This is a genomic window from Brevundimonas sp. PAMC22021 (genome assembly GCF_019443405.1).
Lineage (GTDB): Bacteria > Pseudomonadota > Alphaproteobacteria > Caulobacterales > Caulobacteraceae > Brevundimonas.
In genome coordinates, this window is sequence record NZ_CP080376.1 from 288,857 (window position 1) to 308,553 (window position 19,697).

Here is a 19,697-nt window from a genome sequence, read left to right on the forward strand (position 1 = left end):
ATGGCAGATGAGATGACCGAATCCCTCGTCGTAGCTGCCCGTCGTCGCTTCCATGCTGGTATGATCCAAGCAGGATTGTTGACGACCAATGAAAAAGGAGTGGCTAGCATTGCCGATTCCGCGTCGGCGTCTAGTCGTGATATTTCCCGGTTGTTTCTCACCAAGATAGGCAACGAAGCACTTGGTGCGCGCCTTGCAGGTCAAACCGCAGGGCGTGGATTTGAAGATTTTGTGAGAACATTCTTAGCCGAGATATTCCCACGTCTGTCCATGGTCAGGTGTGGTGATTTCGAGATAGCATCCGGTGGATTGATCTCGACCTACGATCAGTATGCTCATCTAACGGCCGTCGAGAGAGCTGTTCAGAACGATGCTGATCTCAGAGTGGCGATGGGGCGCGACTATATCATACGCCCTGACGTCGTCATCTATCGAAACCCGGTCTCCGACGAGATGTTAAACGCCTCCGAGAGCATCGTTGAAGATGAATTCGCGCGTCACACGCCTTTACGCCAGCGGAACGGCGGTGACCCAATCCTACATGCCAGCGTCTCATGTAAGTGGACGATCCGTTCAGATCGGGCTCAAAACGCTCGCAGTGAAGCGCTCAATCTGATCCGCAATCGGAAAGGTAAGCTTCCTCACATCGCCGTGGTAACTGCGGAACCGTTGATGAGTCGCATTGCTTCTCTGGCATTAGGAACTGGCGACATCGATTGTGTCTATCATATCGGCTTACCTGAGTTGGGTGCCGCCACTTCAGAACGGGGGAGCGAAGAGGCCCAGGACCTCTTCCGTATGATGTCTGACGGTCGTCGCTTGCGAGACATATCAGACCTCCCCTTCGACTTGGCAGTTTAGGCGGCAATCGTCCGAGGTAGCAGTATGCTTTGCACAACTCGAGCCAAGGCGCCTGCTAGATGCGGAGGAACGGCATTACCAATCTGCCTGGCCACCTCAACTTTGGTTCCGTAAAATCTAAAATCATCTGGGAATCCCATCAGGCGCGCGGCTTCTCTGTGACTGATGGGCCGATTAGCCTCTGGGTGAAGATACCGGCCCTTCTCTGGCTTGTAGAACTCTGTTCGGATGGTCACCGAGGGTCTGTCCCACCAAAGACGTCCAAATAGATCAGTCCCGCCACTAGTCTTTCTTACCCAGCAATCTGGAGTGATGTCGGGGCGGTTCGCGAGAAGGTCAAAGCGGTTACCTCCTGGTGGAACCGCAGCATACCGATCTAGACTCTTCTGTGTGGGCGTTCGACCGAAATGAAGGCCGAGGATGCGGTGCGAGCCTATCTCGGTGCCGACTGTTTCTTCAGGCAGATCTGAAATTACGTCTCGCACAGTGCGCCACCTGGGCAAGTTGCGGCTGACTTTCGGATCAGCGTGCGAGGGCAGCGGTGGGAAGTTCGGTAGATTGAATGCTTCGCGCCAACCCAAGATGATTGTGCGCTTACGCGTTTGAGGTGCGCCATAATCAGCAGCGTTAACAATGGCAGCTTCGGTGTAAAAGCCGTGCTGCCGCGCCTTCTTCTCGATGAGGTTGCGCTCTGGGGAGCGGTAAAGCTCGGCGACGTTCTCCATCACAAAAGCCCGTGCGCCGGACTTCTCCGCAATTTCGATAAAGGGCTCCCAAAGCGCCCGGCGTGCATCGCCATCACGCTTACGATTAAGGAGGCTGAAACCTTGGCAAGGAGGCCCACCAATCACAACGTCCGCCTGAGGCACCTCGTTGTGCAACAGCCAGTGCTCGATGTTCGCCTGAACAGCGCGGCCGCTGAAGTTCAGCTCATGCGTCTTCACAGCCGCAGGATCGTTGTCGATCGCCAGGACGGGCTCAAAGCCGCCGCAGAAACGCTTGTCGCAGAAGCCGAGGCTCATGCCACCAGCACCGCTGAAAAGATCGATCAACCGGAGGGACATGGCTTTTCCAACAGTGAGCGTCATGCAACAAAACGCGAACAAGCGGGCTTGTCAACAGAATGCAACCTATGATTACATTCTGCCGCGAGGTAGCCTCAGGCGCTCTTGTATCAGCTCCTTGAGCTGAGTCGCGTCTTTAGTCTCGCATTCCCAAAGAGTGACCACGCGGAGCCCAGCTTTCACCAGCGCGGCCTCGACCTCCGCATCTCGTTCGCGGTTACGAGCGAACTTTGCCTGCCATAGCTCTCGATTATGGATCGGCGTCGTACCTCGCCTGCAAGTATGTTGATGCCAAAAACAGCCGTGAACTTGGATCGCCCAACCCCGCGCTCGATTTGCGAAATCCGGCCGCCCGGGGAGGTTCTTGACGTTCCGGCGGTAAGCGACCTCGAGGCTGCGTAAGGCTTCAGCCACCTTATCCTCGGGTGCGGTCCGCGCCTGCTTGACGCGAGACATGGCCTCGGAAGTCCGAGCATCTTTCGGTTTCATAGGCGACGGCTACTGACCAGGTGGTGGCTTCATCTGGTAAGTAATAACGGCGATCCAAGGTTGGTTGCCTGAGCAGTGAGCCTGAGTGAAGGTCGCTCACGCCTACAACGTCGCTGTCTGGGAACGTCTACTTCCGCTTGCGCATAGGTGGCTCAGACCGATCTATGTCGCATTCGGCTTCGCGGCCTGGCGGGCGTTCCAGCGGCTTGCAGGCCGACTTTCCCGCCATAGCTGACCTTTCGGCTAACCTCCCGCCATGACCCGCGCCTATGCCGAAGCTCCCGCCACCCACTATCGCCTGACGGCGGAGACCTGGGCGATCATCGCCGAGGAGTACAAGAACGGGGCGACGGCCAAGGAGCTGGGGGCCAAGTGGAAGGTGGCGCCGTCCTCGGTCTATCGCTACGCCTGCCGCGACGGCTTCACCAAGAAGTCCATGGGCGATGCGCGGGCGCGGGCCCATGCGCGGATGGTGGAGGAGGAGCAGGGCGCGGCGCGGGCGCTGAACCCCGTGGGCTCGCGCGCGCTGGCCGGGCTGTTTGCGCCGGCGCCGGTGGGGAACGAACAGGCGGGCGATGCGGGCGAGCTGGCGCGGACGGCGACGCTGGCGTCCGGGCGGGCCATGCACGGGCGGCTGTGGGCCGAGGCCAAGGCGCTGGCGGCGCTGGCCGAAACCTACGCCAAGCTGGCCGAGCGGGGCGATCCCCGGCGAGGCGGCATGACGGTGGACACCATGCCGCTGGATCTGAGGCTCGCGGTGCTGCTGGACGAGGAGGTGAGCGAGCGCTTCAGCCTGATCGGCTCGGAGCCCGGGCGCGATCCCGACCACGAGATCAAGCAGCGGTACTGGGAGTGTCGCAACGCCCAGCACCGCGCCGAAGGTGAGATCACCGACATGCATAACCGCAAGTGGTTCAGGGCCCGCTGGCGGGCGGCGGCGCTGGAGCGGCAGCTGCGGGGGCTGGGGCACGAACCGATCCCTGAGCCGCCCGAGGGCCACCCGCGCCCCCGCTGGGACGAATAGGCGTCAGGAGACGTAGCGGTCGAACTCTTCCTTGTAGCGCGCGGCCAGGCGGTCCTGGTGCTCGCCGTGCTTCTTGAGGTGGATGAACCAGCCGTGTTCTTCCTCATAGACGTGAGTCAGGACGGCCCCCTTGATGTGGCCGAACTTGTCGGCCCAAGCCTCGTCGGCGGGGTCGATGTTCTCCAGCTCGGCCATCTGCATCTTGGCCGTGTCCTGCTCGGTATAGGCGATGCCCGCCTGCGCCTTGTGCCCCGACTGGGCCATGGCCGGATAGAGCACCAGCTCCTCGGCCAGCGAATGGCCGTTCAGCACCAGCGCCAGGTCCTTGCAGGCGGCGATCCGCTCGGCGGGGGTGCGGGCGGCCGAGCCGCGCTCGAAGCCTGAGCGGATCTGGTCGTGGTGGTCCAGCGCCATGGACAGCCAGTCGCCGGGGGCGGCCATCTGGCGGGCCTTGGCGGTGGCCTCGGCGCGCTGCTCTTCCGACGGGGCGGGGGTGACGGCGGCGATGGCCTTGTCGATGATGGACATGGGGCGGGCTCCGAAAAACGGTTGGGATAGTCTACGGAGCGGAAGGGGCGAGGCGCGCGCCGGTTCCTGTGAGAGTGAATCGCACGCCGGCCGAGGCGGGGGGGGCGCATCAGGGCAGGTGCGGCTCGACCCCATGCGGCAGGCCCAGCGCCTCGCGCCAGTCCTCGCGGTGCAGCCGCGCCATCTCCGCGTCCAGCCAGGGCAGGGGCTTCAGCCGCCCGTCGGCGTCCCAGAAGCTCTCGGCCCAGGGCTGGTCCATCTCGCGCGCCCGCGCCCGGTCCCGCGCGGCGGCTTCGGGCGGGAGGTTGTCGGCGCGCCAGCGATAGAGCCATGAGATGTGCCACAGCGGCGCCTCGGAAAGCCGCTCGTCCCGCATGGCCTTTTCCAGGCACAGCGCCAGGTCGCGCGCGTCCTGCAGCCGCCGCTCGAACGCCTCGCGCTCGTTGACCGAGAAGCGGGCCCAGCCCTCCAGCGGCTCAGGGGCCGGGTCCTCGGCGCGCAGCCTGCGCCACCCCTCCGCCGCGCGCCGCCGCCACAGGTTGGCCAGCCCCACGTCATAGCGCAGCGCCAGCGACGCCGCCGTCTCGCCCCGCTCCCACGCCCGCCGGATCTCGGACCAGGTCTCGGGGCCTCGGATCTTGGGCGCGCCATGCCGGCTCACAGCGGGATCCGCTTGATGTCGGCGACCATGCGGTCGACCAGAGCCATGCGCCGCCGCTTCTCCGGGCCGTCCGGCAGGGCCTCGATCGTCTTCACCACATCGAGCACCTTCAGCACGCCCAGCATCCGCTGCTCGACACGCTCCACCCGATCCAGCCCCCGCCACCGGGCCGCCTTCGCCTTCGCCATCATCGTCCTCCCGTATGGAGGAGGACCCTTAGACCACCGCTGCGTCAGGGGCGGACGGAGGGCTTGGTCGGAAGGGCGCGGCGACGCTCAGGCCGTCCGCCGGTAGACGCCCCGCCCGTTGAACGCGAGCCATCCGCGATCCCGCAGAACCTGAAGCTGCTGCCTGATCTTGGGCCGGACGTGGTTGTTGCCGGGATAGAGAGCCGCCAGCGCGGCTTCATGAGCATAGACATCGGCCAGGGTGAACTCCGGCCGACCCACCGCCTCCACCGCCTTCATCACGGCGAGCAGCCAGCCGCGCGCGTTCTGTTTGCCTTCACTCGGTACACTTCCCCCCGAGTCCTGAATTCGCTAGTCCGAGATATGCACAAGCAGGCCGTCACCCAAGCGACAGATAAGGACCCCGCGCCCGTCGATCCGCGTCCATTTCTCCGTTGGGCAGGATCCAAGCAGCGCCTCCTCGGTCAAATCCTACCTTTTATTCCCTCGACGTACGGCCGCTACTACGAGCCTTTCCTTGGGTCCGGTGCCTTGTTTCTCGCGTTGCAACCGGAACGTGCTTCTCTATCTGACTTCAGCGAGGAGGTGGTGGGCGTTTGGAAGGCAGTTCGAGACAACGTGGACTACCTGTCCGACTACCTCCGCCCTCTGAAACCCGACAAAACGATCTTCTATGATATACGAGCCACCAGAACTCTCGATTACCCGGCACGTGCAGCAGAGTTCCTCTACCTAAATAAAACCTGCTGGAACGGGCTCTACCGGGTGAACAGCCGCGGCGAGTTCAATGTCCCTTATGGCGCTCCTCAGTCGGACTTCATTTTTGACGAGGCGAACCTCAAACTCTGCGCGGACATTCTGAAGCGCCCTAACATCACCCTGACCCGTTGCGATTTCGCCCAGACCCTGCGGAGCCCTCGTTCGGGTGATCTCGTGTTCCTCGATCCGCCCTATGTCACGAAGCACAATCTGAATGGCTTCCGTGATTACAACGAGCGGCTATTCAGTTGGGCGGATCAGGAGCGCCTTGCCGCGACCGCTCGGCGGCTCGCGAATCGCGGCGTGCACGTGATCGTTTCCAATGCCGATCACGCCGATGTCATAGCGCTGTATGATGAATTCAGGCTCATTCAACTTGAGCGGCCATCCACACTTGCTTCAAACGCGGCAAAGCGGGGCAGGGTTACTGAGGCGATGTTCGTTTCATTTTGAGCTCAGGCAGCCACTGGTATCAGTTGGCGTGGGAACGGACTGATCCAGTTGGCATGGTTCGCGTGCAGAATAGGAACCGAGTTGTTGGGTGTCTTGTGGCTGAGAACGATCGCGAGGCCGCAATCGCCAAAGCCGCGCGGATGGGATTTCGAAGCCCGTTTGCCGTACCCTTCAAGCACAAGTTTTTCTTCATCCGTGAACGTGTCACATGCCTCAGAAAATAGATTGTCTTTCTCTTGGAGGATCACTGGTGCTCGAACGTCAAACTCCGTCTTGGCGCGGATTTCCGCCTCCGCACGCGACGTGGTCGCCGACAGGGCTAGGTAGCAACGAGCTTCCGAAGCGACGAGCTCTTCGATGATCGGCCAATAGTTCACCATCTGCTGGCCGCTTCCGGCGAAGTCGTCGACGAAGACAACACTATCAATGGCCTTTAGCGCGAGACTTGGGAGCTCCCGAGGCATCACGCAAAGGTTTTGCCAGCGGTCTGCGGCAAGCCCATTGGCCTCTCTGAAGAGTCGCAGCATGGCTTGGCCGCTTTCGCCAGCGTCCCCCATTCCCACAAAGAACCAACGGCCCACGCGTTCATCTGATTTCTTGCTCCAGCCCGGCAAGCTCTCCAACGTCCCTTTGTAGCCTTGAAGGATGTCGTCTTCGCTGAGGAGGATCACACTGTCCAAGACGCGATGCGCGATAGTCTGATGCTTTTCGTCAAACTGCTTTAACCAAGCGATCAAGCAATCGCGTGAGGGATGTCGGCGATATGGACGAAACCGGGCCTCCCAAGCCGCAAACTGTTCTTCCGATGCCGGCAGCGGCACCGCGGGCTCGATATTCATCTCACTCATATCGGCCGGCGCTCCGCATCGAGCAGCTTTTCGCGAAGTGCCATGACAAATTGTTCGATCTCTTCCCAGAGATCCTTCTCTGCGGCGAATTCTTCGACATCCAGCGCCATCAGATCGTTTCGCAGCCTCACGATCGAACGTACCAACCCATCCGCTGTGCTGTGGATACGGGCGGCGTCCACCTCGAGGTCGGAGATCAGGACGTCATCTCGATAAACGAGGTCATGAAGCCGACCGACCGTCTCGTCCTCGCGACCAGACTTCCGAGCCGCCGTGAGGTATGCCTTGATCTTGCGAAAATCAGTCACGGCCTTGAAGCCCGACAGCTTTTCCATGTGCTTCCGGATAAAAGCTTCAATCATGTCGACTCGATTGAACCAACCTGCTTTGATTACCGATCGGTCGGTTACGATCGGATACATCTCAATAAACAGGTCAGCCTGAAGCCGCTTCCTAGGGTCGGGATGCAGCATCATGTCGTGATATTTGGCTTCAAAAGTTAGGAGCTTCTTGCATCGCCCCACGACAGCAGTGTCGAGGCCCGTTAGCGAAGCTAAGACGTTGTCTCGGCGCTCATCAAGGTGGTCCATGAGGACGCCGAGCTTCAGCGCTGTCGGCATAAGCTCCCAGTCTTTCCGGAGCTTATGGATTTGGAACATCGTGACGATGTTTTCGGTGAGCGACGGCTCCGGTACCTCGTTAATTGGCACCTCCGGCATCCCCAAGGCGGTCGCGCAGGTCCAGCGCCGTTGGCCGTCGAGGATGGTGAAGTTCTGGGAGCCTTCTGCCCGATAGACAGTGAGAGGCACGAGGATGCCGACCTTCGCAATCGACTCCTTGAGCGTTTCCATCGGATCCTCGTCGAAGAGCACCCGAGGGTTATGGGGGTTTGCCCGCAGCTTGTTCGTTTCGACGGTCTGTGGCTTAGGCCGCGGCTGTGCCGCAGCTATTTCAATGCTCATAAATCGCCCCCAATCGTGACAATGATAGGTTGCCGGAAGGCCCGCACAAGGACTTTCGGCGCGTCTACAGGGATTTGGTCAGGCATGCCTCCCAGTCCGCATCGAATGTCCGACTATCTAAGCAGGCCTAGGATGTGCTGCTGGCACCACTCAACCTCTACCGCCCCTTCCGGAACGCCTGCGCCTTCTCCGCCGCCGCTTCGGCGCGCCACTTCTTCGGGGCTGAGCGGTCGACCTCCTCGCCGGCGCCGGTGAGGGCGTCGTTGGCGAACTCCAGGTCCATCAGCTTCATGCGCTTGATCTCGTCGCGGAGGCGGGCGGCTTCCTCGAACTCGAGGTTGGAGGCGGCTTCGCGCATGCGGCCTTCCAGGTCCTTGAGGGCGGCCTGGAAGTTGGAGCCGACAAAGGGCTTGGCGTCTTCCTTGACGCCGGCGGGGATCAGGACGCGGTCCTTTTCGTAGGGGCTGTCCAGGATCTCCTTGATGTCGCGCTTGACGCTGGCGGGGGTGATGCCGTGTTCGGTGTTGTAGGCCTCCTGCCGCTCGCGCCTCCGGTTGGTCTCGCTGATGGCGCGCTCCATCGAGCCGGTCATGCGGTCGGCGTAGAGGATGACGCGGCCGTCGACGTTGCGGGCGGCGCGGCCGATGGTCTGGATCAGCGAGGTCTCGGAGCGCAGGAAGCCCTCCTTGTCCGCGTCCAGGATGGCGACCAGGCCGCATTCGGGGATGTCCAGCCCCTCGCGCAGCAGGTTGATGCCGATCAGGCAGTCGAAGGTCCCCAGGCGCAGGTCGCGGATGATCTCGATCCGCTCCAGCGTGTCCACGTCCGAGTGCATGTAGCGGACGCGCACGCCCTGTTCGTGCATGTATTCGGTCAGGTCCTCGGCCATCTTCTTGGTCAGGGTGGTGACCAGGGAGCGATAGCCCTGGCGTGACACGGCCTTGACCTCGTCGATGACGTCGTCGACCTGGTTGCGGGTCTGGCCGGAGACGGGGCGGATCTCGACGGGAGGGTCGATCAGGCCGGTGGGGCGGATCACCTGTTCGACGAAGACGCCGCCGGTGCGCTCCATCTCCCACGGGCCAGGGGTGGCGGAGACGTGCACGGTCTGGGGCCGCATGGCGTCCCATTCCTCGAACTTCAGCGGGCGGTTGTCGATGCAGGAGGGCAGGCGGAAGCCGTATTCCGCCAGCGTCGATTTGCGGCGGTAGTCGCCCCGGAACATGCCGTTGATCTGGCCCACGGTGACGTGGCTCTCGTCCACGAACAGCAGGGCATTGTCGGGAATATATTCGAAAAAGGTGGGCGGCGGCTCGCCGGGCGCGCGGCCGGTCAGCCAGCGGGAATAGTTCTCGATCCCGGCGCAGGAACCGGTGGCCTCGATCATCTCCAAGTCGAAGCGGACGCGCTGCTCCAGCCGCTGGGCCTCCAGCAGCTTGCCGTTCTCGACCATCCAGTCGAGCGTCTCCTTCAGCTCGGCCTTGATGCCATGTGTGGCCTGGTTCAGCGTCGGCCGCGGCGTGACATAGTGGCTGGCGGCGTAGACGGTGACCTCGTCCAGATCGGCGGTCTTCTTGCCGGTCAGGGGGTCGAACTCGACGATCGCCTCGATCTCGTCGCCGAACAGGCTGATGCGCCAGGCCCGGTCCTCCAGGTGGACGGGGAAGACCTCCAGCGTGTCGCCGCGCTTTCGGAACATGCCGCGCTCGAACGCCGCGTCGTTGCGCTTGTACTGCAGCGCGATCAGGTCGGCGCGCAGCTTGCCCTCGTCGATCTGGTCCCCGACCTTCAGCGTGAAGGTCATGGCCGTATAGGTCTCCACCGAGCCGATGCCGTAGATGCAGCTGACCGACGCCACCACGATCACGTCGTCTCTTTCGAGTATGGACCGGGTTGCGGAATGTCGCATCCGATCTATCTGTTCATTTATACTCGAGTCCTTCTCGATGTAGGTGTCCGTTCGCGGCACATAGGCTTCGGGTTGGTAGTAGTCATAATATGAGACGAAGTATTCGACCGCGTTGTCGGGGAAGAAGGCCTTGAACTCGGAATAGAGCTGGGCGGCCAGGGTCTTGTTGGGGGCCAGGATCAGGGCGGGGCGCTGGGTCTGTTCGATCACCTTGGCCATGGTGAAGGTCTTGCCCGAGCCGGTGACGCCCAGCAGCACCTGGTCGCGGTCGCCCTGCCCGGCCTGGGCCACCAATTCGGCGATGGCGGCGGGCTGGTCGCCGGCGGGGGTGTAGGCGGTCTCCAGCCGGAATTTCTGGCGCTTCTTGCCGCCCCGTTCCTTTTGAGGGCGGTCGGGGCGGTGCGGGGTCCAGTCGCCGGGCGCGGCCGGGGCCTCCTCCGGCGTCAGGCGCGGGCCGGTGACGGGGGCGAACATCGGCATCTTGCCGACATCCTGGTGAAAGACGGCCGCGGCCTCTTTCAGGCCCCGATTGGGCGTATGCACCGGCTTGGCCGTCTGGATCGGAGACCCTTTGGGTGTCGAGGAACGGTTCATGAACGAAATCTAGTATGCGGCCGGCCGTCCCGCCATAGCGCGGCGGGCGGGACAAGGGTTGCGGGTCGGAGCGGATATGCGGATGAGCAGGCGAGCGTGTGTGTTCCTGGCCGTGGTTGTCGCCCTGGCGGGCTGCGTGCGGACGCCGCCAGCGGAGCGGGCCGGCGCCGTTCGGCCGACGCGGGTGGAGGCGCCGCTGGTCGGCGGCCTGATCGACCGGGCGATCGACGGCGGCACGCGCGGGGCCGTGTCGCGGGCGGCCTCGGACCTGCAGCCGTGCGCGGCCGAGCTGACGGCGGCGCGGGTGCGCTTCAGCCCCGTTCCGGACCGGGTGGACACCGAAACCTGCGGCCTGACCAACGCGGGCGTGCTGGGCGCGGACCTCGGCACCGTGGCGCGCATGGCGCCGGGCGACGTGACCATGACGTGCGAAACGGCGCTGGCGCTCAGCGTCTGGCGCCGGCAGTCGCTGGAGCCGGCGGCGCGCGAGATCCTGGGCTCGGATGTGGTGCAGATCGACCATTTCGGCGTCTACGCCTGCCGGCCTGTGAACAACGGGCGCGGCAGCACCCGACCCAGCGCCCATGGCCGCGCCGCCGCCCTGGACTTCGCCGGAGTGCGGTTGAGGGACGGACGGCGGATCACGGTGGCGGCGGACTGGAGCGGAGACGACGCCGAGGCCCGTTTCCTGCGCCGCATCCGCGACGACGCCTGCCGCATCTTCGGCACCACCCTGAGCCCCGACTACAACGCCGTCCACCACGACCACCTGCACCTGGAGGCGGGCCGGCCGGGGCTGTGTTCGTGAAACGGGTCTAGGCGGCGCGGGCGGCGTAGGTGCCGTTTGGGAGAGCCGTGATCCAGCCATAGCGGACAAGAGTGCCTATGGCCTGCGCAACACGCGGTTCGATACGCTTGCCGCCGCTTCTGAATGACCGCGAGACGGAGGGTGTGTCCAAAGGACGGCCCGCGCCTTCCAGAACCGCTCGGATGGCCAATGGTTGCTCCGCCTTGTCCTTCGGGAAGAGCGGCAAGCGATTGTCGATGGCAACTACGTTCTGCGGCAAGGCCAGGTCACCTGTCTTGGCAGCGGCTCCCCGGGCGAAGCGGGGAATCTGATAGTCGGGGCGCAGCCAGCGGACATGGCCGGCGGCCTCTTCGGCCGCGCGCTCGGTATTCAGGCCGACGAGCTTTTCCAGGATTTGTTCGTTAGTCAGGTTGTGCGGCCAGCCGTAGGCGTCGGCGGTAGCCTGATCGATCTGGTCGTGCAGGTTCTTGAGGATCAAGACCCGGCCGCGATCCTTGACGTCCTCGTCCTTTGAATCGAGCGGCCTCACGGCGCGGACCTTCTCCAGCACGTTGTAGAGACCGGTCAAGGTCAGGTCAGGATGCTCGGCCTGTACGGTCTTGCGCGTGGCGTCGAGCTCCTGACCAAGGTCGCGGAGGGTCTCCCGGATGGTGCCGGAAAGGATGGGAAAGGGAAATTTGGCGAAGCAATCCGTGTTATAAACCGGCGTATTCGCTTTGCCGGCTCTGCCCCCAAATTCGACGGAGAAGAGTTCGTGGAACTGCGATGACAGGACAGCCAGCAACGCCATGTCTGAACTGACGAAGACGCGTAGCTTTTGGTCCGGGAGAATACCCTTTGACAAGGTTGTAAAATAGCGTTGTGGGGAGTTCTCCAGCGTCACCACATAGTGCTCGAGGTCGGCGATCCCTGCCCTCATTGCCGCACGGTTTGCCTCGAATTTCCAGAACTCGGAGCGCAGGCGAGGGTTTCGCTCGAGAGCGCGCCTAGGTTTCACTTTCTCAAGAATGTAGCCGAACAGTGTCGGTAGATCAGTCCGAAGATCGCGCTCTGTTAATTCGTTAACATCAATGACATAAAGGCCGCGCCAAGATTGACCAACGTCGTGGCCGTTCATGATCTTCGGCGCATAGCGCGCCTGATCGTCTAAATTCGGAAGAAGGTGTTCGCGCACTGCCCCATCAATATGAAGCTCCCGCGAGTACGGCTTCACCCCAGCATGACACATGCCTTCGTTGCTGAGTAGTGCAGCCATTTGGCTGGGGTCGTGACCGGCGGACAACTGCGGCGAGATATAGTCTACGACATGGGTCGTGTATTCGGCACCTCCGAAAGTGCGGCCACCGACGGCATTGTGGTCCGGCGCAAATACCAGCGCCGAAGGTCCTCGAGATCGATCGACCGCTGCAAATGCGACTCGGACCTTAGCTCCATCCTTGTCTGCCGGCCAATCGTGGTCAGGGACCGCAAATCGAACGAACCAAGTGTTGGAAAGCGCATTTCGCAATACTGCATTGTTCTGTTTCAATCGAATCCGGGATGTCGAAACAAAGCCAATACGGCGTACACTATCCGAGTAGGATGCGGCTGTAATCCAAAAAAACATCACCAAATCGGCTGCTTGGCTGAATTCAGGATAGATGGGCTTTAGTTGGTCTACATAGGCATCGGTTAGCAAGCCTCTCATATCTCTGTTGGACACAAAGGGCGGGTTTCCCACGATGAACTCCGCTTCCGGCCAATCCGGCCGTCGTGCATTTGGAAAAATTTGGACCGCCGCTCCGTCCTTCATCTCGAACTGCAGCTCGGGATAGCCCTCCCAAGTCAGGATGGCGTCCTTCTGCTGGATGTTGCCGAAGGCCTTGAGGATCGGCTCGGCCGGGTGTTCGGAGCGGTTGCGGTAGTGCTGCTGCAGATAGCCGATCCACAGCACCAGTTCGGCGATGGCCGCGGCGCGGACGTTCAGCTCAATGCCGAGGAACTGGTGCGGATCGACGGTCTCGAAGCCGATGCCCTCGGTCTCGCCGAGTTCGGCCAATGCCTCCAGCACCTCGCCCTCCAATCGCTTCATCAGTTCCAGCGACACATAAAGAAAGTTGCCGGTGCCGCAGGCGGGGTCCAGCACGCGGGTGATGCAGAGTTGGTGATGGAAGGCGCGGACGGCGGCCACCGCCTCCTTCGGTTCCTTACGCTCGCGGGCGTCACCAGCCTTAACCAGAGCGGCGTTCCAGTCGGCGCGCAGGGGCTCCATCACGGTCACCTCGACTAGGCGTTCAACGTAGGAGCGAGGCGTATAGTGAGCGCCGAGCTTGCGCCGTTCCGACGGCTCCAACGCCTGTTCGACCAGGGTGCCGAAGATGGCGGGCTCTACGTAGCGCCAGTCGTGCTTCGAAGCGGCGAGAAGCTCGCCGATCTCCTCCCGCGCCATCGGGAAGGCCTGCGCGTCCTTGAAGAGGTTGCCGTTGAAATGTTTCAGGTAGGTCTTGAAGCCCGAGAAGAAGCGGTTGTCATAGATCGGATCGTCCATCCTTTTCCAAAGGTCACGCAGCAGAGGTGCAAAGCTGTCAGGACCGTCGAGGCATTCCTCTAGTAGGGCGGTGAACTTGCCCTTCGGCAGCAGGTCCACGTCCTCGGCGAACATGGTGAAGATGCAGCGCATTAGGAAATGTGCGACCTCTTCCGCCGGGTGCTTGCGTTCGAGCCGACGTGAGACAGCTGCCAGCCGCTCGGCAATCTGACGTGTGACGCGAGCCGACTCGCGGGTAGCATCGAGCGACTGCGGATCGGTCCAGATCGCCCTCAGTCGTGCGACCACGGCGGGATCGCGCAAATCTTCCAGCTGAATGCGAAAGCCCTTGCGGTCTGGGAAGTGGGAGTAAGCACGGCCGCTACCCGAGAAGTCGGAGTAGACTTCGAAGACATAGCCCACGTCGCAGACGATGATGAACGGCGGTGCGGGATGATCGGCGGGCAGGCGAAAGGCATAGTCCTCCGCTTGGCGGCGGGCGTTGCGCATCAGCACGTCCCATTTGCCTTGCGATGCGGCGGTTGATTCGGCTTCGTCTGCTTCAAACAGAGAGGCTTGCGCCTCGCCTCGGTAAGCAAGGCGCGACTGCTTGGCCTCCAGTATGAATGACCCGCGCTTGTACAGGTCGATACGCAGGGTGGACGCTAAGCCTTCGGATTCGCGCCGCTTTACCGCGCGCTCGAATACGTAATCGTTGGAATGGGTGTCGTCGCTGGCCGGGTCGGGCCTTGGAAGGCCTAGGGCTTCGCACAGCTCGGTCAGAAACATCTGATAGTTGGCGCGCTCGGCACCGCCGCGCGCCATGCTCCAGCGCCTGATAAACGCTTCGACGTCCAAGCCCGCCCCCGCTGGATATGCGATCTGCTGACCTTCCATGAAAGAGTGATGGTTAAGGCGGGTAAAACACGGCATACTGTGTGCCGCACACTATGTGACGCATCAGGAGCGGCTTCGATGGGCGAGGCGGATCTGTTTGAGAGCTTGCGGCTGGAGCTGCGGCGGGGGTCGCTGATCTTGGCCGTGCTGGCGAGGCTCAGAAGCGAGCAATATGGCTATTCGCTGCGCGTCGCCCTGGCCGAGGACGGCATCGAGATGGAGGAAAGCACCCTTTATCCGCTGCTGCGCCGGCTGGAGGGGCAGGGGCTGCTGCTCAGCGAATGGCGCGAGGAGGAGAAGCGGAAGAAGCGCTTCTACCGGCTGTCGCCGCAGGGCGAGGCGATGCTGACCAGACTGGCGGACGAGTGGCGGCGCATCAGCGCCTCCCTGACGCGCATCCTTTGAATATCCGGGCCGGAGGAGGGACCGATCATGAACGCACTGAACCTGACCGAACGCTATCTGAGGGCCGTGGCGGCGCAGCTGCCCACGGCCAAGCGCGAGGACATCACAGCCGAGCTGCGCGACCTGCTGATGACGCGGATGGAGGCGCGGGAAGCCGAGCTGGGCCGGCCGCTGAACGAGGCCGAGGAGGAGGCGGTGCTGCGCGACTTCGGCCATCCCCTGGCGGTCGCCGGTCGCTATGGCGAAGCGCAGGGGCTGGTGGGAGCCGAACTCTATCCCTGGTGGCTGTTCGGGGTGAAGGCGGGGCTGGCGGTGCTGGCGGCGATCACCCTGGTCGGCGTGGTGGTGCGCAGCATCGTCGGCGACGTGACCGTCGGTCAGGCGATCACCCAAGGGCTGCATGGACTGCTGGAAGGCGCGGTGATGATCGTGGGCTTTCTGACCATCGCCGGCTTCATCATCGAGCGGCAGGCGAACAAGCCGCGCTTTCTGACCCACTGGCGGGTGCAGGACCTGGGCCTGTTCGAACTGGGCGGGCTGAGCGGTGACGCCTGGAGCGAGCAACTGGCCAAGGCCTGCGAGCGGGGGCGCAATGGCGCGACGACGCCCGTCGCGACCCGGCCGGCGGCCATGTCGCCGACCGCGAGAGCGGTGGCCAGCGCGGTGGGGTGGAGCGTGGCGCTGCTGTGGTGGACGGGCCTGCTGGGCGCCTCGATCCGGCCGGAGGCGCTGGGCGGCGGGGTCATGGACGGCGTCGATTTCGGCCGGCTGATCGGCGACCTAGTCGCCCTGTCCTACTGGCCGGTGCTGGCCTATATGGCGGCGCGGATCGCCTTTGATCTCTTGCGGGCGGCGACGGGGTCGCCGGTGCGGCTGACGGCGATCGGGGACATCGTGTTCGCCACGGCGGGCCTGGTCTTCGCCGGCTGGGTGTGGCTGGCGTCGCCGCTGTCGCCGCTGATCCGGGTCGACACGATCCCGGCGTTCGTGACGCGGGTGACGGACGCCTTCTCGACCGGTCAGGGCGTCATCGCGGCGATCATCATGATGACCGTGGCCGGCAGCTTCGTCGGAGAGTACTGGCGCATCGTCAGAGCCGCGACCCGGCTGTTCACCGGCCGGGACGCGCGCCAGGGCTGCTGATCCACGTCCGAAAACCGCGAGACAGACGACGTGGGCAAGGTCATCCTGTGGCGCATGACCCTGGACGACGAAACCTGCTGGAGGGCGCTGACGGCGCGGGACGCCCGCTTCGACGGCCGCTTCTTCACCGGCGTGGTCTCGACCGGGATCTATTGCCGGCCGGTGTGCCCGGCCAGGACGCCCCGGCGCGAGAACGTGGTGTTCCACCTCAGCGCCGCGTCGGCGGAGGCGGCGGGGCTCAGGGCCTGCCTGCGTTGCCGGCCCGAGACGGCGCCCGACATGGCGGCGTGGCGCGGATCGGCCAGCACCGTCAGCCGAGCCATGGCCCTGATCGAGGCGGGGGCGCTGGACGACGGCGACGCCGAGGGGCTGGCGGCCCGGCTGGGTGTCGGCGGTCGGCACCTGCGCCGGCTGTTTCGTCAGCATCTGGGCGCGGCCCCGGTCAGCGTGGCCCAGACGCGCCGGGTGCTGCTGGCCAAGACGCTGATCCACGACACCGACCTGTCGATGGCCGACGTGGCGCTGGCGTCGGGGTTCGGCAGCGTGCGGCGCTTCAACGAGGCCTTTAAGACCCTGTACGGTCGGCCGCCCTCGGCGCTGCGGCGACGTGGCGAGCGGACGCCGTCCGGCGGACTGACGCTGAGCCTCGGCTACCGCGCGCCCTATGATGTCGCGGCGATGATGACGGCGCTGGCGCGGCGGGACAACGAGGACGAGACGGTGCAGGGCGGGGTGTGGACGCGCAGGCTCGGCGTCGAGATCGACGGCGCGGAGGGCGAGGTCGCCGTGCGGGACGGCGATGGGGACCGGCTGGTCGTTTCGGTCGAGCTGTCGTCGCTGAAGGCGCTGCCGGGGGTGCTGGCGCGGGTGCGGCGCGTGTTCGACCTGGCCGCTGATCCGGAGGCGATCGCGCGCGACCTGTCGGTCGATCCGGTGCTCGCGAAGGCGATGACACAGCGGCCGGGGCTGCGTCCGCCCGGCGACTGGATTCTGCACGAAGGGTTGGCGAGTGACAGGCTGTGCACGGACGATCCGGCCTTGCTGGCGCGGGCGGAAGTCTGGCGGCCATGGCGGGCGTACGGCGCCCTCTACTGGCGGGCGGCGACGGAGATGGGAGAGGCGAGATGAAAGGCGAACCGATGCGGCTGACCCTGGGTCGGCTGGACAGTCCGATCGGGCAGGTACTGACGGCGACGGATGCGGATGGAAGGCTGCGGGCGCTCGACTTCCACGACTACGAGGACCGGCTGCGACGGCTGCTGATCCGACACTATGGCGAGGTGGAGCTGGTCGAGGGCGAGACGCCGGAGCCGGTGCGCGCGGCGCTGGAGGCCTGGTTCGCCGGCGACCTCCGGGCGTTCGACGGCCTGACCGTTGTGACCGGCGGCACCGACTTCCAGCGCCGTGTCTGGGCGGCCCTGCGGGAGATTCCGGCCGGAGAGACGCGCAGCTACGGCCAGCTGGCCGCGGCCATCGGCCAGCCGACGGCGGTGCGGGCCGTGGGGCTGGCCAACGGGGCTAATCCGGTCGGGATCGTCACGCCGTGCCACCGGGTGATCGGCGCGGGCGGCGCCCTGACCGGCTACGCCGGCGGGGTGGAGCGCAAGCGCTGGCTGTTGGAGCATGAACGCGCGGCCAGGACGCGCCCATAGAAAGGGGCGAGGGCCTCAGCCCTCGCCGCCTGTTCTTGCAGGCCGAAGCCATGCCTTAGTGCGGCGACAGGATGACCTTGCGCCATTCGTTGGGATTGCCGTGGAAGTTCTTGTAGCCGGTGGGGGCCTCTTCCAGCGGCAGGCGGTGGCTGATGATGTCGGTGGTCTCGATCTTGCCGTCCATGATCAGCTCGAGCAGGTGCGGCAGGTACTTCTGGACGTGGGTCTGACCGGTCTTGATGGTCAGGCCCTTTTCCATGAAAGCGCCGAGGGGGAACTTGTCGCCGATGCCGCCATAGACGCCGGGCACCGAGACGCGACCGCCCTTGCGACAGGCCATGATGGCCTCGCGGAAGACGTGCTGGCGATCGGTGCCGAGCTTGGTCTCCTGCTTGACCGCGTCGATGATGTTGTCGGGCGCAAAGCCGTGCGCCTCCATGCCGACCGCGTCGATGCAGGCGTCGGGGCCGATGCCGGCGGTCATCTCCTTCAGCGCCTCGCGGACCTTGACCTCGTGGTAGTTGAGGACCTCGGCGCCGTTGGCCTTGGCCAGCGCCAGACGCGCCGGCTGGTGGTCGATGGCGATGACGCGGGCGGCGCCCATGTGGATCGCGCTCTTGATCACGAACTGACCGACGGGTCCGCAGCCCCAGACGGCCACTGTGTCGCCGGGCTCGATCTGGGCGTTCTCGGCCGCCATCCAGCCGGTCGGGAAGATGTCGGACAGGAACAGCACCTTTTCGTCCGGAATGCCTTCCGGGATGACGATGGGGCCGATGTCGGAATAGGGCACGCGGGCGTACTGGGCCTGGCCGCCCGCATAGCCGCCCGTCATGTGCGAATAGCCGAACAGGCCGGCCACCGGATAGCCGTAGGCGGTCTCGGAGATGTCGGACTTGTCGGCCGGATTGGAGTTGTCGCAGGCCGAATACTGCTCCTTGCCGCAGAAGAAGCAGGAGCCGCAGGCGATGACGAAGGGCACCACCACCTTTTGCCCGACCTTCAGGCTGGTGTTGCCGCGACCGACCTCGACCACCTCGCCCATGAACTCATGGCCCAGGATGTCGCCCTTGACCATGGACGGAATCTGGCTGTCGTAGATGTGCAGGTCCGAGCCGCAGATGGCGGTGGCTGTGATCTTGATGATGGCGTCACGCGGATTGACGATCTCGGGATCCGGAACCGTGTCCACGCGGACGTCGTGCTTGCCGTGCCAGGTGAGTGCGCGCATGCGATTGTTCTTTCTTGAAGGGGTGGGATCAGCCGCGCGGCGCGGCGGCGGGGGCTTGCGAGGTCGAGACCTCGCCGGTTTCCATCAGCTGCTTGAAGCGGCGCAGTTCGCGGCGGGCCTGGACGCGCGGCTCGCGCTGCATGACCTTGGCCACGATCTTGCCGAGCCTGCCGGCCGGCGGGTCGTAGCTGATGAAGACCCGGACCTCGACGCCGCGACCTTGGGGATTGTCCTTGAACGACACCCAGCCTTCGTGGTCGAGGTCGGAACCCTCGGTCCCGCGCCAGGCGATCTTCTCGCCGGGAATGTCCTCGACGATCTCGCTGTCGAGTTCGACATCCTTGCCGCCGGGGCCGTCGATGATCCAGCGGGTGTGCTTGGCGTCCGTCTGCTGCACCGATTTCACGTTCGGCATGAAGGCGGGCAGGTTCCCGAAATCGCGCCAGAAGGCGTAAAGCTCCTCACGCGGCTTGTTGATCATCACCGCCTGGATCGAGGAGGCGCTGTGCTCGCCCTCGTGCTGGTCCTTGTCGATGAAGTTGGTGGACGCCACGTCGGCGTCCGTCGAAATGGGGTCGTTGGCCATGAGGTCCTCCTGAGGCTCAAAACAAGCCTTCGGAGTCCGGATCGTTCCCTGCCGCCTTGTCGTGGGTTCAAGCGGAACCGACCGTCATGTCGGGGCTTGAGAAGGCGACCCAAACTCGCCCGGAGCCCC

20 protein-coding genes are annotated in these 19,697 nt (G+C 64.0%); 8 read left to right on the forward strand and 12 right to left on the reverse strand.

Annotation, left to right across the window (positions count from 1 at the left end; all coding sequences use genetic code 11):
- Positions 1-12: 12 nt before the first annotated feature.
- The gene (locus KY493_RS01345) at positions 13-861 is read left to right on the forward strand and encodes an NgoMIV family type II restriction endonuclease (RefSeq protein WP_219897223.1); all 849 of its coding nucleotides are present in this window, start codon (positions 13-15) and stop codon (positions 859-861) included.
- On the opposite strand, the gene KY493_RS01350 is transcribed toward KY493_RS01345, so the two are convergent.
- Complete coding sequence (locus KY493_RS01350; RefSeq protein WP_219897224.1) at positions 858-1,949, reverse strand: DNA cytosine methyltransferase; 1,092 nt, start codon at positions 1,947-1,949, stop codon at positions 858-860. The two genes, KY493_RS01345 and KY493_RS01350, sit on opposite strands and share 4 nt — an antisense overlap.
- A gap of 48 nt (positions 1,950-1,997) precedes the next feature.
- On the reverse strand, positions 1,998-2,414 hold the full coding sequence (locus tag KY493_RS01355) for a very short patch repair endonuclease (protein ID WP_219897225.1): 417 nt from the start codon (positions 2,412-2,414) through the stop codon (positions 1,998-2,000).
- Positions 2,415-2,670: 256 nt separating this feature from the next.
- Between KY493_RS01355 and KY493_RS01360 the strand changes: the two genes are divergently transcribed.
- On the forward strand, positions 2,671-3,438 hold the full coding sequence (locus KY493_RS01360; RefSeq protein WP_219897226.1) for a hypothetical protein: 768 nt from the start codon (positions 2,671-2,673) through the stop codon (positions 3,436-3,438).
- A gap of 3 nt (positions 3,439-3,441) precedes the next feature.
- Here the strand turns inward: KY493_RS01360 and KY493_RS01365 are convergent, their stop codons facing one another.
- The 4 genes from KY493_RS01365 to KY493_RS01380 all read right to left on the reverse strand — a co-directional run bounded on the left by KY493_RS01365 (position 3,442) and on the right by KY493_RS01380 (position 5,163).
- Positions 3,442-3,966, reverse strand: a complete 525-nt coding sequence (locus tag KY493_RS01365) for a hemerythrin domain-containing protein (RefSeq protein ID WP_219897227.1) — start codon at positions 3,964-3,966, stop codon at positions 3,442-3,444.
- 109 nt (positions 3,967-4,075) lie between these two features.
- The gene (locus KY493_RS01370) at positions 4,076-4,627 is read right to left on the reverse strand and encodes a hypothetical protein (protein WP_219897228.1); all 552 of its coding nucleotides are present in this window, start codon (positions 4,625-4,627) and stop codon (positions 4,076-4,078) included.
- The gene (locus KY493_RS01375; RefSeq protein WP_219897229.1) at positions 4,624-4,818 is read right to left on the reverse strand and encodes a hypothetical protein; all 195 of its coding nucleotides are present in this window, start codon (positions 4,816-4,818) and stop codon (positions 4,624-4,626) included. Before KY493_RS01375 ends, KY493_RS01370 begins: the two co-directional genes overlap by 4 nt.
- An 84-nt stretch (positions 4,819-4,902) precedes the next feature.
- Complete coding sequence (locus KY493_RS01380) at positions 4,903-5,163, reverse strand: hypothetical protein (RefSeq protein WP_370627362.1); 261 nt, start codon at positions 5,161-5,163, stop codon at positions 4,903-4,905.
- Between the two features lie 15 nt (positions 5,164-5,178).
- Here KY493_RS01380 and KY493_RS01385 point away from each other — a divergent pair, with 15 nt between their 5' ends.
- A complete protein-coding gene (locus KY493_RS01385) occupies positions 5,179-6,027 on the forward strand; it encodes a Dam family site-specific DNA-(adenine-N6)-methyltransferase (RefSeq protein ID WP_219897231.1) in 849 nt (282 codons plus the stop codon).
- 2 nt (positions 6,028-6,029) lie between these two features.
- On the opposite strand, the gene KY493_RS01390 is transcribed toward KY493_RS01385, so the two are convergent.
- The 3 genes from KY493_RS01390 to uvrB all read right to left on the reverse strand — a co-directional run bounded on the left by KY493_RS01390 (position 6,030) and on the right by uvrB (position 10,340).
- The gene (locus KY493_RS01390) at positions 6,030-6,866 is read right to left on the reverse strand and encodes a hypothetical protein (protein WP_219897232.1); all 837 of its coding nucleotides are present in this window, start codon (positions 6,864-6,866) and stop codon (positions 6,030-6,032) included.
- 5 nt (positions 6,867-6,871) lie between these two features.
- On the reverse strand, positions 6,872-7,837 hold the full coding sequence (locus KY493_RS01395) for a ParB/RepB/Spo0J family partition protein (protein ID WP_219897233.1): 966 nt from the start codon (positions 7,835-7,837) through the stop codon (positions 6,872-6,874).
- Between the two features lie 157 nt (positions 7,838-7,994).
- The gene (gene uvrB / locus KY493_RS01400; protein WP_255567957.1) at positions 7,995-10,340 is read right to left on the reverse strand and encodes an excinuclease ABC subunit UvrB; all 2,346 of its coding nucleotides are present in this window, start codon (positions 10,338-10,340) and stop codon (positions 7,995-7,997) included.
- An 82-nt stretch (positions 10,341-10,422) separates the two neighbouring features.
- Between uvrB and KY493_RS01405 the strand changes: the two genes are divergently transcribed.
- The gene (locus KY493_RS01405; RefSeq protein WP_255567958.1) at positions 10,423-11,148 is read left to right on the forward strand and encodes an extensin family protein; all 726 of its coding nucleotides are present in this window, start codon (positions 10,423-10,425) and stop codon (positions 11,146-11,148) included.
- 7 nt (positions 11,149-11,155) lie between these two features.
- Here KY493_RS01405 and KY493_RS01410 read toward each other — a convergent pair whose 3' ends face one another.
- On the reverse strand, positions 11,156-14,512 hold the full coding sequence (locus KY493_RS01410) for a DNA methyltransferase (protein WP_219897235.1): 3,357 nt from the start codon (positions 14,510-14,512) through the stop codon (positions 11,156-11,158).
- A gap of 117 nt (positions 14,513-14,629) precedes the next feature.
- On the opposite strand from KY493_RS01410, the gene KY493_RS01415 reads away from it, so the two are divergent.
- Genes KY493_RS01415 through KY493_RS01430 form a run of 4 tightly spaced genes read left to right on the forward strand, consistent with a single transcriptional unit; the run spans position 14,630 to position 17,751 of the window.
- Complete coding sequence (locus KY493_RS01415) at positions 14,630-14,956, forward strand: PadR family transcriptional regulator (RefSeq protein ID WP_219897236.1); 327 nt, start codon at positions 14,630-14,632, stop codon at positions 14,954-14,956.
- A 27-nt stretch (positions 14,957-14,983) separates the two neighbouring features.
- A complete protein-coding gene (locus KY493_RS01420) occupies positions 14,984-16,099 on the forward strand; it encodes a hypothetical protein (protein WP_255567959.1) in 1,116 nt (371 codons plus the stop codon).
- Positions 16,100-16,129: 30 nt separating this feature from the next.
- Complete coding sequence (locus KY493_RS01425) at positions 16,130-17,227, forward strand: bifunctional transcriptional activator/DNA repair enzyme AdaA (RefSeq protein ID WP_255567960.1); 1,098 nt, start codon at positions 16,130-16,132, stop codon at positions 17,225-17,227.
- Positions 17,224-17,751, forward strand: coding sequence for a methylated-DNA--[protein]-cysteine S-methyltransferase (locus KY493_RS01430; protein ID WP_255567961.1), 528 nt, complete (start codon positions 17,224-17,226; stop codon positions 17,749-17,751). Before KY493_RS01425 ends, KY493_RS01430 begins: the two co-directional genes overlap by 4 nt.
- Positions 17,752-17,806: 55 nt before the next feature.
- Here KY493_RS01430 and KY493_RS01435 read toward each other — a convergent pair whose 3' ends face one another.
- Both KY493_RS01435 and KY493_RS01440 read right to left on the reverse strand, forming a co-directional pair.
- A complete protein-coding gene (locus KY493_RS01435) occupies positions 17,807-18,982 on the reverse strand; it encodes a zinc-dependent alcohol dehydrogenase (protein WP_219897237.1) in 1,176 nt (391 codons plus the stop codon).
- 28 nt (positions 18,983-19,010) lie between these two features.
- Positions 19,011-19,568: an SRPBCC family protein gene (locus KY493_RS01440; RefSeq protein WP_219897238.1), complete on the reverse strand. Its 558-nt coding sequence runs from the start codon at positions 19,566-19,568 to the stop codon at positions 19,011-19,013.
- Positions 19,569-19,697: the final 129 nt, after the last annotated feature.

Excerpts from the sequence above, each read along its gene's own strand:
- KY493_RS01440 (WP_219897238.1), bottom strand. The coding sequence starts at position 19,568 with ATGGCCAACGACCCCATTTCGACGGACGCCGACGTGGCGTCCACCAAC.
- KY493_RS01395 (WP_219897233.1), bottom strand. The coding sequence starts at position 7,837 with ATGAGCATTGAAATAGCTGCGGCACAGCCGCGGCCTAAGCCACAGACC.
- KY493_RS01405 (WP_255567958.1), top strand. The coding sequence starts at position 10,423 with ATGAGCAGGCGAGCGTGTGTGTTCCTGGCCGTGGTTGTCGCCCTGGCG.
- KY493_RS01420 (WP_255567959.1), top strand. The coding sequence starts at position 14,984 with ATGAACGCACTGAACCTGACCGAACGCTATCTGAGGGCCGTGGCGGCG.
- KY493_RS01360 (WP_219897226.1), top strand. The coding sequence starts at position 2,671 with ATGACCCGCGCCTATGCCGAAGCTCCCGCCACCCACTATCGCCTGACG.
- KY493_RS01430 (WP_255567961.1), top strand. The coding sequence starts at position 17,224 with ATGAAAGGCGAACCGATGCGGCTGACCCTGGGTCGGCTGGACAGTCCG.
- uvrB (WP_255567957.1), bottom strand. The coding sequence starts at position 10,340 with ATGAACCGTTCCTCGACACCCAAAGGGTCTCCGATCCAGACGGCCAAG.
- KY493_RS01435 (WP_219897237.1), bottom strand. The coding sequence starts at position 18,982 with ATGCGCGCACTCACCTGGCACGGCAAGCACGACGTCCGCGTGGACACG.
- KY493_RS01355 (WP_219897225.1), bottom strand. The coding sequence starts at position 2,414 with ATGAAACCGAAAGATGCTCGGACTTCCGAGGCCATGTCTCGCGTCAAG.
- KY493_RS01385 (WP_219897231.1), top strand. The coding sequence starts at position 5,179 with ATGCACAAGCAGGCCGTCACCCAAGCGACAGATAAGGACCCCGCGCCC.
- KY493_RS01350 (WP_219897224.1), bottom strand. The coding sequence starts at position 1,949 with ATGACGCTCACTGTTGGAAAAGCCATGTCCCTCCGGTTGATCGATCTT.
- KY493_RS01375 (WP_219897229.1), bottom strand. The coding sequence starts at position 4,818 with ATGATGGCGAAGGCGAAGGCGGCCCGGTGGCGGGGGCTGGATCGGGTG.
- KY493_RS01390 (WP_219897232.1), bottom strand. The coding sequence starts at position 6,866 with ATGAATATCGAGCCCGCGGTGCCGCTGCCGGCATCGGAAGAACAGTTT.
- KY493_RS01345 (WP_219897223.1), top strand. The coding sequence starts at position 13 with ATGACCGAATCCCTCGTCGTAGCTGCCCGTCGTCGCTTCCATGCTGGT.
- KY493_RS01415 (WP_219897236.1), top strand. The coding sequence starts at position 14,630 with ATGGGCGAGGCGGATCTGTTTGAGAGCTTGCGGCTGGAGCTGCGGCGG.
- KY493_RS01365 (WP_219897227.1), bottom strand. The coding sequence starts at position 3,966 with ATGTCCATCATCGACAAGGCCATCGCCGCCGTCACCCCCGCCCCGTCG.